Source organism: Saccharopolyspora kobensis, assembly GCF_900108315.1.
Lineage (GTDB): Bacteria > Actinomycetota > Actinomycetes > Mycobacteriales > Pseudonocardiaceae > Saccharopolyspora > Saccharopolyspora kobensis.
In genome coordinates, this window is sequence record NZ_FNVB01000004.1 from 448,966 (window position 1) to 461,442 (window position 12,477).

Sequence of the window (12,477 nt, forward strand, 5' to 3'; positions counted from 1 at the left end):
GAGAGGTGTGAGATCGCGTGCTGTTGATCGTGCTGGGACTGGTCCTGCTGGCGGCGGGCGTGCTGATCGGCGCCGTCGTCGGCGGGGACGCCGAGCTGGCGTGGTTGTCGGTGTTCGCCAGCGCGGTCGCGGTCGGGCTGCTGGTGGTGGACCGGGTGCGGCGCCGCCGGGAGGCGGCGAAGCGGGAGAGCGCGGAGCCGCCGTTCGCCGACGTCGGCGAGGAACCGGCGGAGGAGCGGAGCAACGCGGCGGAGGTCGCGAGGCCGGACGCGCAGGTGCTGGTGATCGACGAGCGCCCGCGCTACCACGTCCGCACCTGCGAGTGGATCGGCACGCGCAAGACCATCAAGCTCACCCTGGGCGAAGCCCGGGAACTGGGCTTCACGCCCTGCGGCCTGTGCGCCCCCAACGCCACCATCGCGGCGGAAGTCCGCCGCTCCTGAACTGCGGTGTTCCAGGCTCGTTCGGCGAGGCGGTGCGGGTGGCGGAACCTCGGAGGCCGCGCATGCGACACCTTCCGGGTGCGCCGCGTTGGCGGTCGCGGTCGCGGCCCGACCGATCTTCGGGGTCGGACCGGTGAAAACCGGTGGCGGGGGCCCGGTACGCTGGTGGGACCAAGGCGATGATCCGGCCATCACCGGGGAGCTTCCGGAAGAACGGGTGCTGGGCACCTCAGTAGAACCGGACGGGTCCAGCCCGTCACAGCTGGCAACGAGTGGTCGTCGGCGTTCGCCGGCGGCAAGCGGGGTGGTACCGCGGATCTCGTGCGGAGCACGCGCACGAGGTGTCGTCCCCGCGTGGGCACCGAGGTCTCGGTGCTCGTGCGGCGGCAACGACACACACCGCGAGGAGCGCATCCGCGATGTCATATCCCAAGGTTCAGTTCGGCGACGCCGGTGAGCGCGGCGTGGCTGCCCAGCCCGCGTTCCCGGCCATCGAGCGCCAGGTGCTGGATTTCTGGGCGAGCGACGACACCTTCCGGGCCTCGGTGCAGGCCCGCGAGGCCGGGACCAACGGTGCCAACGAGTTCGTCTTCTACGACGGCCCGCCGTTCGCCAACGGCCTGCCGCACTACGGGCACCTGCTGACCGGCTACGTCAAGGACGTGGTGCCGCGCTACCAGACGATGCGCGGCCGCCGGGTGGAGCGCCGGTTCGGCTGGGACTGCCACGGGCTGCCCGCCGAGGTGGAGGCGGAGAAGCAGCTCGGCATCACCTCGAAGTCCGAGATCGAGAGCATGGGCGTGGCCGCGTTCAACGACGCGTGCCGCACCTCGGTGCTGCGCTACACCGCCGAGTGGGAGGACTACGTCACCCGGCAGGCGCGGTGGGTGGACTTCGACAACGACTACAAGACGCTCGACCTGGACTACATGGAAAGCGTCATGTGGGCCTTCAAGACCCTGTGGGACAAGGGTCTGGTCTACGAGGGCTTCCGGGTGCTCTGGTACTGCTGGCGCTGCGAGACGCCGCTGTCCAACACCGAGACCAAGATGGACGACGTCTACCGCCAGCGGCAGGACCCGGCGGTGACCGTGGGCCTGCGGCTGCAGGCGCCGGGCAAGGCCTACGACGGCGCGCTGGCCCTGGCGTGGACGACCACGCCGTGGACGCTGCCGTCCAACCTCGCCGCCGCGGTGCACCCGGACGTCGACTACGTGCTCGTCGCACCGGGCAACAGCTCGGAACGCTACGTGCTGGCCGAGGCGCGGCTGAGCGCCTACGCGCGGGAGCTCGGCGAGGACGTCGCCGAGCACGTCGTCGAGCGGTTCAAGGGCTCCGACCTGCTCGGCACGAAGTACCAGCCGCCGTTCGACTTCTTCGTCGGCCGCGAGAACGCCCACCAGGTGCTGGCCGCCGACTACGTCACCACCGACGACGGCACCGGACTGGTGCACATCGCGCCCGCCTTCGGTGAGGAGGACAAGGTCGTCACCGACGCCGCGGACATCGAACCGGTGGTGCCGGTCGACGCCCACGGCAAGTTCACCGCCGAGGTGCCGCCGTACGAGGGCCTGCAGGTCTTCGAGGCCAACAAGCAGATCATCCGCGACCTCAAGGACGTCGGCCTGCTGCTGCGGCACGAGACCTACGACCACCCGTACCCGCACTGCTGGCGCTGCGACAACGCGCTGATCCAGCGGGCGGTGTCGTCCTGGTTCGTGGCGGTCAGCAAGTTCAAGGACCGGATGGTCGAGCTCAACCAGCAGATCAACTGGGTGCCCGCGCACATCCGGGACGGCCAGTTCGGCAAGTGGCTGGAGAACGCCCGGGACTGGAACATCTCCCGCAACCGGTACTGGGGCTCGCCGATCCCGGTGTGGGTCTCCGACGACCCGAACCACCCGCGCACCGACGTCTACGGCTCGCTGGACGAGCTGGAGCGCGACTTCGGCGTGCGGCCGAAGGACCTGCACCGGCCGGAGATCGACGAGCTGACCCGGCCCAACCCGGACGACCCGACCGGCAAGTCCACCATGCGCCGGGTGCCGGAGGTGCTGGACTGCTGGTTCGAGTCCGGCTCGATGCCGTTCGCGCAGGTGCACTACCCGTTCGAGAACGCCGAGTGGTTCGAGCACCACTACCCGGGCGACTTCATCGTCGAGTACAACGGGCAGACCCGCGGCTGGTTCTACCTGCTGCACGTGCTCGCGACCGCGCTGTTCGACCGCCCGGCGTTCACCAACGTGGTGGCGCACGGCATCGTGCTGGGCGACGACAAGCTCAAGATGTCGAAGTCCAAGAAGAACTACCCGGACGTCAACGAGGTCTTCGACCGCGACGGCTCGGACGCGATGCGCTGGTTCCTGATGGCCAGCCCGATCCTGCGCGGCGGCGACCTGGTCGTCACCGAGGAGGGCATCCGGGACGGCGTCCGCCAGTCGGTGCTGCCGCTGTGGAACTCCTGGTACTTCCTGGCGCTGTACGCCAACGCCGAGGGCGTCACCGGTCGGTTCCGGGTGGACAGCCAGCACGTGCTGGACCGCTACGTGCTGGCCAAGACCCACGAGCTGGTCGGCGACGTGCAGGCCGCGATGGACTCGCTGGACCTCGCCGGTGCGTGCAACACCGTCCGGGACTTCCTGGAGGTCCTGACCAACTGGTACGTGCGGCGCTCCCGCGACCGCTTCTGGGCCGGTGACCGCGACGCCATCGACACCCTGCACACCGTGCTGGAGGTGACCAGCCGGGTGGTGGCGCCGATGCTGCCGCTGACCGCCGAGGCGGTGTGGCGCGGGCTCACCGGTGGCCGCTCGGTGCACCTGACCGACTGGCCGCTGGTCGACGAGCTGCCCGCGGACGCGGCGCTGGTGACCGCGATGGACCAGGTGCGCCAGGTGTGCTCGTCGGCGTCGGCGCTGCGCAAGGCCAACAAGCTGCGGGTGCGGCTGCCGCTGGCCAAGCTCGTGGTAGCCACCGCGGAGGCCGATGCGCTGCGGCCGTTCGCCGACCTGATCCGCGACGAGATCAACGTCAAGGAGCTGGAGCTGACCACCGACGTGGCCCAGCACGGCCACTTCGAGATCGCGGTGAACGCGCGGGCGGCCGGTCCGCGGCTCGGCCGCGACGTGCAGAAGGTGATCAAGGCGGTGAAGGCCGGCGAGTGGAGCCGCACCCCGGGCGGTGCGGTCGTCGCGGCCGGGATCGAGCTGCAGGACGGCGAGTTCAGCGAGCGGCTGGTGTCCACCGACCCCGGTGCGGCCGCCGCGCTGCCCGCGGACCTGGGCCTGGTCGTGCTGGACACCGAGGTGACCCCGGAGCTGGCCGCCGAAGGCGTGGCCCGCGACGTGGTGCGCGTCGTCCAGCAGGCCCGCAAGGAGGCGGACTTCCAGGTCTCCGACCGGATCACGGTGACCGTCTCGGCGCCGGAGGAGGTGCTGTCCGCGGTGGCGGCGCACCGCGAGTTCATCGCGGCCGAAACCCTCGCCGACGCGGTCGAGGCCGGTGACGCGGCCGGTGGCTCCACCGGTTCGGTCGGTGACGGCACCGAGATCTCGGTGTCGGTGGCCCGAGTCTGAACCTGCTGCGCCCGGGTGGCGTCGGTACGCCGGCGCCACCCGGGCCGGAAGTTGGTGTGACGGAGGCCTCTCCCACGCTTCGGGAACCGGTGTTGCCCGTGGCGCGGACGTTTTCCTAAAGTGCTGTTCCGAAGGTCATGAGCGCCAGCGCGAAGCCCCGGCTCGCTGGCCGGCAACCCTCCAACCGCGGTGGGGTGCCCCGGGTGAGGACCTGGCCGGTCGCGCAGGGCGACCCGGCAAGCGCGGGCCCCCGGACGGGTCCGATGAGGCCTTGGAGGGGCGTCATGACCTCTGCCGTAGTCAGCATCCCGACCCAGTCGACCGCCGACCACCGCGTGCCCGCGGTGGCGGGCAGCGCGCTGCGCGTGCCGCTGGTCAACGGGGACAGCATCGGTTACGCCAATCTCGACCACGGGGCCAGCGCGCCTTGTCTGAGCAGCGTGCAGAAGGCCGTCGACGAGCTGCTGCCGTGGTACGCCAGCGTGCACCGCGGGGCCGGTTTCGCCTCCCAGGTGTGCACCCGCGTCTACGAGGGTGCGCGCGAGGTCCTGCGCGAGTTCGTCGGAGCCCGGCGCACCGACTCGGTGATCTTCACCCGCAACACCACCGATGCGCTGAACCTGCTGGCGAAGGCTTTGCCACGGGGCACCTCCGTGGTCGTCTTCGACACCGAGCACCACGCCGCGCTGCTGCCCTGGACCGGTCCGCGGGTGCGGCGGATCGCTGCTCCGGCGACTCCGGCCGAGGCGGTCACCGCGCTGGACGCCGCGCTGGCGGAATGCCCGGAGGGCCCGCGGCTGGCGGTGATCACGGGTGCCTCGAACGTCACCGGCGAGCTGTGGCCGGTCGCCGAGCTCGCCCGCGTCGCGCGCCGCCGCGGTGCGCGGACCGTGCTCGACGCCGCGCAGCTCGCCCCGCACCGGCCGGTGCGGATCACCGAGCTCGACGTCGACTACGTCGCGATCTCCGGGCACAAGCTGTACGCGCCGTTCGGCGCGGGTGCGCTGGTCGGGCGCGCGGACTGGCTCAACGCCGCCGAGCCCTACCTGGCCGGTGGCGGCGCCACACGGCAGGTGCACGAGCGCGCGGTGAGCTGGACCAGCGGAGCGGAGCGGCACGAGGCCGGATCGCCGAACACCGTCGGCGTGCACGCGCTGGCCAAGGCCTGCGAGGAGCTGTCGGCGAACTGGTCGGACGTCGTCGCGCACGAGGAGGCGCTGCTGCGCCGCCTGCGGGCCGGGTTGCGCGAGGTGCCGGGGCTGCGCGAGCTGTGCCTGTTCGAGGCCGACCACGAGCGGGTCGGCGTGGTGAGCTTCACCGTCGACGGCCAGGACCCGGGGCTGCTCGCCGCCGCGCTGTCCGCCGAGCACGGCATCGGGGTTCGCGACGGGCTGTTCTGCGCGCACCTGGCCACCCGGGGGCTGCTGTCGCGGGCCGGTTCGGACTCCGGCCGCGCGGTGCGCGTCAGCATCGGGCTGGGCACCACGACCGAGCACGTCGACCGCTTGGTCCGCGCTCTGCGGAAGCTGGTCGCCGAAGGCCCGGACTGGCGCTACGAGCAGGTGGACGGCCGCTGGACGCCGGCCGACGACCCGCGCCCGCTCCCCGACTTCCTGCGCTGAGCCGCCCACCCCGGGCGGTCGGTGTGCAATTTCAATGGAAATTGTGTCCCTGATTTCAATGGAACTTGCGGGACCGTCGGCGTGTCGGTGCCCGACGCGCCGGTGGCGGGCCGGGACGGCGCAATTTCAATGGAAATTGGACGTCTGATTTCCATTGAAATTGCATCGGTCGGGCCGCGCCGGGTGATCGGCCGGTTGCGGAGTCGGTACTGCTGCGATGCGGCCGGTGCGGTTCAGGGACAATGGGGGCGTGAGCAGCGAGCAGTCCTCTCCCAAGCAGTCATCCGCGGAGCCGGTGGATCACGGGGAAGCCGCCGAACAGGTGCCCGAGGTCCCGGCCGAGACCGCCGAGACGTCCGGCGACGCGCCTGCGGCGGTCGAACGCCCGCGCAAGTCCGCGAAGCTGCTGGCGCTGCTGTTCGCGGTCGCGGTGGCCGGTCTGGGGCTCGACATCCTCACCAAGGTCGTCGTGGTCGCCGAGCTCGAGGGCGAACCGCCGGTCGAGGTGCTCGGCGGACTGCTCTACCTCGACGTGCTGCGCAATCCCGGCGCGGCGTTCTCGCTGGCCACCGGCCTGACGTGGCTGCTGTCACTGCTGGCCATCGTGGTGGTCGGCGTGATCATCTGGCTGGCGCCGAAGCTGCGCTCGCCGGGCTGGGCGGTCGGCCTCGGGCTGGTGCTCGGCGGTGCGTGCGGCAACCTCGTCGACCGCATCTTCCGCGCCCCCGGCCCGCTGGAGGGCCACGTGGTGGACTTCCTCTCGATCCTCGCGCCCGGCGGTGCGGTGTGGCCGGTGTTCAACATCGCCGACAGCTGCATCGTCGTCGGCGGCGTGCTGATCGTGCTGCTGTCGCTGATGGGCCGCGACTACGACGGCACCGTGCACCGGAAGAAGAAGGCGGCGGAGAACAACTCGTGAGCGATCTTCGAAACCTGCCGGTGCCCGAGGGGCTGGACGGCATGCGGGTCGACGCGGGCCTGTCCAAGCTGCTGGGCCTGTCCCGCAACGCGGTGGCCACGCTGGCCGAATCCGGTGACGTGCTGCTCGACGGCAACGTCGTGGGCAAGTCCGACCGGCTGGTGGCCGGTTCGTGGCTGGAGGTGACGCTGCCCCCGGCGCAGCAGCCGCTGCAGGTCGTCGCGGTGCCGGTGGAGGGCATGGAGATCATCCACCAGGACGACGACATCGTGGTGGTGAACAAGCCGATCGGCGTCGCGGTGCACCCGAGCCCCGGCTGGGAGGGCCCCACGGTCGTCGGCGGGCTGGCCGCCGCGGGCGTGCGGATCGCGACCTCCGGAGCCGCCGAGCGGCAGGGCGTCGTGCACCGGCTCGACGCGGGCACCACCGGCGTGATGGTGGTGGCCAAGAGCGAGCACGCGTACTCGGTGCTCAAGCGGGCGTTCAAGGAGCGCACCGTGGACAAGCGCTACCACGCGGTGGTGCAGGGCCACCCCGATCCCAGCCGCGGCACGATCGACGCGCCGATCGACCGGCACCCGCGCCACGACTACAAGTTCGCCGTGGTCACCGGCGGCAAGCCGAGCATCACGCACTACGAGACGGTGGAGGCCTTCCGCGCCGCCTCGCTGGTGGACGTGAAGCTGGAAACCGGCCGCACGCACCAGATCCGGGTGCACTTCGCGGCGATCAAGCACCCGTGCGTCGGCGACCTGACCTACGGCGCGGACCCGGTCCTGGCGCGGAAGCTGGCGATCACCAGGCAGTGGCTGCACGCCCGGAGCCTGTCCTTCGAGCACCCGTCCGGCGGCTGGGTCACCTTCGAGAGCCACTACCCGGACGACCTGCAGCACGTGCTCGACGAGCTCCGCGATCAGGACCGCTGACCAGGTACTGTGACGGGAAGTCCAGCTGTCGACCAAGGGGGCTTGATGGCACAGTCGAGATCGTTCGAGGGCTCGGATGCGCCGACGCCGCCGAACGGCATGCCGGTGATCGACCCGGGAGCCGACGCCGAGACCCCGCCCCACGGGTTCAACAGCCTCGGCGACGTGATCAGCGCCGAGGACGTCGGTTCGGCGGCGCCGTCGGTCTTCGGCGCCCCGGAACCCGCCCAGCCGCGCGGCGAGGCCCAGGACTGGCCGAAGCTGGAGTACCGCAGCCGCAACAAGCCGGAGCGCTCGAAGCGCCCCAGCCCTTTGGACTTCTTCCGCCGGAAGGAAAGCTGAGGTTTTCCAGGCTCATCTTGCGTGGCGGTGCGGGTGGCGGAACCTCAGCGTCCGCCTGGCTGCGGGATCCCGTTCTGATGTATGTCCGATACACGGCGAACGGGCTGTCCTCGCCAGGCGAACGCTGAGAACCCGCGGCGGTGCGAGTTGCGAGGGTGGGTTATGCGCCTGCGGCGCATGCGACCACTTCCCGCTCTGGGCACGTTGGTCGTCGCGGCTGCGAGCCCGACCAAGATGAGAAGATCGGTGGAATTCGAAGGATCGGCTTCCGCCGGAAGGAAAGCTGACGGGCGTCACAGGGCTTTGAGCTCTTCGACCACTTCGCGGACCGAGGACTTGGCGTCGCCGAAGAGCATCGAGGTCTTCGGGTCCACGTAGAGCGGGTTGTCCACGCCGGCGAAGCCCGCTCGCATCGAGCGCTTCAGCACGATCACCGTCCTGGCCTGGTCCACGTCGAGGATCGGCATGCCGTAGATCGGGGAGTTCGGGTCGGTGCGGGCCGCCGGGTTGGTGACGTCGTTGGCGCCGATCACCAGCGCGACGTCGGTGCGGGCGAACTCGTCGTTGATCTCGTCCATCTCCTTGAGCCGCTCGTAGGGCACGTCCGCCTCCGCGAGCAGCACGTTCATGTGCCCGGGCATCCGGCCGGCCACCGGGTGGATCGCGTAGAGCACGCCGACGCCCTTGTCCGCCAGCAGCTTCGCCATGTCCTGCACCGCGTGCTGGGCCTGCGCGACGGCCATGCCGTAGCCGGGCACCACGATCACCTGCCCGGCGTAGGCGAGCTGGATCGCCACGTCCGCGGCGCTGACCGAGCGCACCGTGCCACCGGCGGCCGCCGGTGCGGCGTCGGCGGTCCCGCCGAAGCCACCGGCGACGATCGACGGGATCGAGCGGTTCATCGCCTTGGCCATCTGATCGGTCAGGATCGAACCGGAGGCGCCGACGATCATCCCGGCGACGATCATCGCCGTGTTGCTCAGCGCCAGCCCGGCCGCCGCCGCGGACAGCCCGGTGAAGGCGTTCAGCAGCGACACCACCACCGGCATGTCGGCGCCGCCGATCGGCAGCACCACCGCGATCCCGGCCAGCCCGGCCAGCACGAGCACCGCGATCAGCAGCAGCTCGACGTCGTTGCCCAGGCCGATCAGCACCGCGCACGCCACCGCACCGGCCAGCAGCAGCACGTTCAGCGGCAGCTGCAGGCGGCCCACCGTGATCGGGCGGCCGGGCACGATCTCCTGCAGCTTGCCGAAGGCCACCAGCGAACCCCAGAACGAGATCGAGCCGATGATCGCGGCGAACAGCGTGGCGATCGGCACGAACGCCGGTGCGCCCTGGAAACCGGCGCTCTCCCGGAACTCCACCCACGCGGTGAGCGCCACCGCGCCGCCGCCGACGCCGTTGAACAGCGCCACCATCTGCGGCATCGCGGTCATCCGCACCCGCCGCGCCGCCGGGACGCCGATCACCGCGCCCACCACCAGGCCCAGCACGATCAGCCCCCAGTTGCCCAGCCCGGGCGTGAGCAGCGTGGCGACCACCGCGATCACCATGCCGACCGCGGCGATCGCGTTGCCGCGCACCGCGGTCCGCGGCCCGGTCAGGCCCATCAGGCCGTAGATGAACAGCGCGAAGGCGAGGACGTAGAGGACCGACCGCAGCGTGATCACTTCTCGGCGTCCTTCCGCGCGGCTTCCGGCTTGCGCTTGAACATGCCCAGCATCCGGTCGGTGACCAGGAAACCGCCGACCACGTTGATGGTGCCGAAGATGATCGCCACCAGCGCCAGCAGCTGCGAACCGAGATCGTCCACACCGGACCCGAGCGCCAGCACGCCGCCGAGCAGCACGATGCCGTGGATGGCGTTGGTGCCGGACATCAGCGGCGTGTGCAGCGTGTTCGGCACCTTGGAGATCACCGCGAAGCCGACGAAGCCGGCCAGCACCAGGATCGCCAGATCGGCCAGGAACATCGCCCCCTCCTCCCGGGATTGGGGGTGCGGGCACCCGGGCTCAGCCGGAGTGCCCGTCACCTGGTTCTGATCGGGTGATGCAGGCGGCGGCGAGGACCTCGTCGGTGAAGTCGGGGGCCAGGCGCCCGTCGACCAGCATCAGCTCCAGCAGTGCTCGGACGTTGCGGGCGTAGAGCTCGCTGGCGTGCTCCGGCATGCTCGCCGGGAGGTCCAGCGGCGCGGCGATGGTGACCTCGTGGTCCACCGCGGTCCGGCCGGGCTCGCTGAGCTCGCAGTTGCCGCCCGCCGCCCCCGCCAGGTCGACGATCACGCTGCCCGGCCGCATCCGGCGCACCGCCTCGGCGGGCACCAGCCGAGGAGCCGGGCGGCCCGGCACCAGGGCGGTGGTGATCACCACGTCGAAGCCGCTGATCGCCGCGCTCAGGCGCTGGGCCTGCTCGGCGCGCTCCTCCTCGGTCAGCTCGCGCGCGTAGCCGCCCTCGCCGACCGCCGAGATGCCCAGGTCCAGCCACTTCGCCCCGACCGAGCGCACCTGGTCGGCGACCTCGGGCCGCACGTCGTAGCCGGTGGTGCGGGCGCCGAGCCGCTTTGCCGTGGCCAACGCCTGCAGCCCGGCCACGCCGACCCCGAGCACCAGCACCGAAGCGGGTTTCACGGTGCCCGCCGCGGTGGTCAGCATCGGGAAGAAGCGGGTGCACTCGGAGGCCGCGAGCAGCACCGCGCGGTACCCGGCGACGTTGGCCTGGGAGGACAGCGCGTCCATCGACTGGGCGCGGGAGATGCGCGGCACCGATTCCAGCGCGAACCCGGTCACCCCGGCCGCGCGCAGCCGCGGCGCCAGGTCCGGGTCGGTCAGCGGGGCGAGGAAGCCGATCAGCGTCGAGCCGCGGGCCAGCTTGCCGATCTCCTCGGAGCTGGGCGGGTTGACCTTCACCACCACGTCGGCCGACCACGGGTCGGCGAGGTGCGCGCCCGCTTTGGCGAACGCGTCGTCGGGGATCAGCGCGGCCTGCCCGGCCCCGGGCTCGACGCGCACTTCGAGGCCCTGCGCGCACAGCCGCTCGACCACGCTCGGGACTAGCGCGACCCGGCGCTCACCCGGCGCCGACTCGCGCGGGACACCGACGCTGGTGCGCTGTCCCGCCTCTCCGGGATGTTCAGCGGTGGTTGCGCCCGGAGCTGAACTCGCGTTTCGCGGCTTCTCGTGGCCGGGTTGCATCACGGTCCCCTGGGGTGCGGATGAGCAGGGCTCCCGGTTGACACAACGGGTCTCATGACTCCAGATGTCCACAACGCGGAACGAACCGCAAGGCCCCACGCCCGTTCGGCCGCGGTGGATCACTAGGACAGAGGTATCCGCGAGTGGTGATCACCAGTATTAACAGCGGTCGCCGGTCGGTGGGAATGCTCCGGCCCGACGTGCAGGGGGTTCGTCCTACCATTCAGCCCCACAGGTGACCGTGAGCGTTTTGAGGGGCTATGGCACCCCAAAACACTCACGGGCCCTCACCAGGCAGAACGGTCGCCGCTAGCGAAGCATCAGTGGCCCGCTCCGCAGCGCGAGCCGAGCGCCGGAGCTCAGAGGTCGGTGATGTCCCAGGTGAGGGTTCGCTGGGTGTCTCCGGGGCGGGGCGTCCAGCGGACCGCCGTCAGCTCGGTGGAGTCCGGGAGGACGTAGACGGTGTGGCCGCCCGCCGTTTCGCCCGGCGGGACGCCGATCCGGTGCGGTGGGCGGGAGGACAGCGACACCGGGGACTTCGTCACCGCCGAGCCGTCCTTGGCGATCAGCTCCAGGTACAGGTCGGGCAGCGAGGTGAAGGGCGTCTGGCCGCGGTTGGTCAGCTCGGTGTGCACCACCACCGAGCGCTCGCCCTCCTTGAGCTCGTAGCCGGCCGCGGTGAACAGGTAGTCCGCCGGGTCGACGACCTCGACCAGCAGGATCGTGATCCGCTCGCCCTCCAGGCCTTCCACGTCGAGCTTGCTGCCGACCTTGCCGGTGCGCACCGGCTGCTGCGGCGCCTGCTGGTCGCCGCGCGCCCACGCGGCCGATCCGGGCGGGCCCCAGACGTTCATCGGGTCCTGCGGGGCGGGCTGCTGCGGGAACGAGGTCGGCGGCGGGCCGGGCACGAAACGCTGCGGTCCGCTGGGCGTGCCGTAGCCGGGCGCCGGGTAGCCGCCGGTGGGCATCGGGTAGCCGCCGGTGGGCTGCGGGTAGGAACCCGAGGGGACCTGGTGCGCGCCGCTGGGGCCGGACACCGGGTAGGGGCCGCTGGTCATGTTGTTCTGCGCGGCCCAGTGCTGCGCGGCGGCCACCGCGTTGCGGATGGCCTGCGGGTCGCACTCGACGCCGACGATCAGCGGGAGACCGGTGGTGGAGAGGGCAGCGAGGCGCGCGGCGACGTCACGCACGTCCATGCCGAGCCGACCGGCGATTTCGGGCACCGCCGCTCGGCCCATCTCGGCGACGACGCTCAGCAGTCGCACGTCCACGGGATCAGGGCCAGCCACGTCGTGCCACGCTACCCGCTCGGCAGTTCCCGTGCGTAAACGGCACGGATTTCGCCGGCGGTTCCGCGCCTGCTCACCGCGCGCCGCGGCGGAAACGCACGCAACGCCGGGGGAATCGGCGGTCACACCGGGTGTGCGCGTTAGGCTGGCGACTCTCCCGGAAGCTG

At 71.3% G+C, this 12,477-nt stretch carries 9 protein-coding genes, 1 pseudogene and 1 riboswitch; of the genes and pseudogenes, 6 read left to right on the plus strand and 4 right to left on the minus strand.

Going from position 1 to position 12,477, the window contains the following annotated elements; translation table 11 throughout:
* The first annotated feature begins 17 nt into the window (after positions 1–17).
* The 6 genes from C4T78_RS14930 to C4T78_RS14955 all read left to right on the plus strand — a co-directional run bounded on the left by C4T78_RS14930 (position 18) and on the right by C4T78_RS14955 (position 7,827).
* Positions 18–443 (plus strand): hypothetical protein, encoded by a 426-nt coding sequence (locus tag C4T78_RS14930; RefSeq protein WP_093344985.1) that lies wholly within the window; start codon positions 18–20, stop codon positions 441–443.
* 419 nt (positions 444–862) lie between these two features.
* Positions 863–4,018, plus strand: coding sequence for an isoleucine--tRNA ligase (gene ileS / locus C4T78_RS14935; protein ID WP_093344988.1), 3,156 nt, complete (start codon positions 863–865; stop codon positions 4,016–4,018).
* A gap of 133 nt (positions 4,019–4,151) precedes the next feature.
* A riboswitch (SAM riboswitch) is annotated at positions 4,152–4,267 on the plus strand.
* 35 nt (positions 4,268–4,302) lie between these two features.
* Positions 4,303–5,640, plus strand: a complete 1,338-nt coding sequence (locus C4T78_RS14940; protein ID WP_093344991.1) for an aminotransferase class V-fold PLP-dependent enzyme — start codon at positions 4,303–4,305, stop codon at positions 5,638–5,640.
* 250 nt (positions 5,641–5,890) lie between these two features.
* On the plus strand, positions 5,891–6,559 hold the full coding sequence (gene lspA, locus C4T78_RS14945; protein WP_235862950.1) for a signal peptidase II: 669 nt from the start codon (positions 5,891–5,893) through the stop codon (positions 6,557–6,559).
* A 41-nt stretch (positions 6,560–6,600) separates the two neighbouring features.
* A complete protein-coding gene (locus tag C4T78_RS14950) occupies positions 6,601–7,485 on the plus strand; it encodes an RluA family pseudouridine synthase (RefSeq protein WP_093348178.1) in 885 nt (294 codons plus the stop codon).
* 45 nt (positions 7,486–7,530) lie between these two features.
* Positions 7,531–7,827 carry a hypothetical protein gene (locus C4T78_RS14955; protein WP_093344996.1) on the plus strand — a complete coding sequence of 99 codons (297 nt, stop codon included), beginning with the start codon at positions 7,531–7,533 and terminating at the stop codon, positions 7,825–7,827.
* Positions 7,828–8,120: 293 nt separating this feature from the next.
* Here C4T78_RS14955 and C4T78_RS14960 read toward each other — a convergent pair whose 3' ends face one another.
* The 4 genes and pseudogenes from C4T78_RS14960 to C4T78_RS14975 form a co-directional block, all read right to left on the minus strand.
* Positions 8,121–9,500 (minus strand): NAD(P)(+) transhydrogenase (Re/Si-specific) subunit beta, encoded by a 1,380-nt coding sequence (locus tag C4T78_RS14960; protein WP_093345000.1) that lies wholly within the window; start codon positions 9,498–9,500, stop codon positions 8,121–8,123.
* On the minus strand, positions 9,497–9,802 hold the full coding sequence (locus C4T78_RS14965; RefSeq protein ID WP_093345003.1) for an NAD(P) transhydrogenase subunit alpha part 2: 306 nt from the start codon (positions 9,800–9,802) through the stop codon (positions 9,497–9,499). Before C4T78_RS14965 ends, C4T78_RS14960 begins: the two co-directional genes overlap by 4 nt.
* A gap of 40 nt (positions 9,803–9,842) precedes the next feature.
* A pseudogene (locus C4T78_RS14970) lies at positions 9,843–10,937 on the minus strand (Re/Si-specific NAD(P)(+) transhydrogenase subunit alpha); the annotation flags it as partial.
* A gap of 443 nt (positions 10,938–11,380) precedes the next feature.
* Positions 11,381–12,310, minus strand: a complete 930-nt coding sequence (locus tag C4T78_RS14975) for an Lrp/AsnC family transcriptional regulator (protein WP_177247343.1) — start codon at positions 12,308–12,310, stop codon at positions 11,381–11,383.
* Between the last annotated feature and the right edge of the window lie 167 nt (positions 12,311–12,477).

Bases quoted from the DNA above. Each gene is read 5' to 3' on its own strand.
- C4T78_RS14940 (WP_093344991.1), top strand. From the start codon at position 4,303: ATGACCTCTGCCGTAGTCAGCATCCCGACCCAGTCGACCGCCGACCAC.
- C4T78_RS14955 (WP_093344996.1), top strand. From the start codon at position 7,531: ATGGCACAGTCGAGATCGTTCGAGGGCTCGGATGCGCCGACGCCGCCG.
- C4T78_RS14950 (WP_093348178.1), top strand. From the start codon at position 6,601: ATGCGGGTCGACGCGGGCCTGTCCAAGCTGCTGGGCCTGTCCCGCAAC.
- C4T78_RS14965 (WP_093345003.1), bottom strand. From the start codon at position 9,802: ATGTTCCTGGCCGATCTGGCGATCCTGGTGCTGGCCGGCTTCGTCGGC.
- ileS (WP_093344988.1), top strand. From the start codon at position 863: ATGTCATATCCCAAGGTTCAGTTCGGCGACGCCGGTGAGCGCGGCGTG.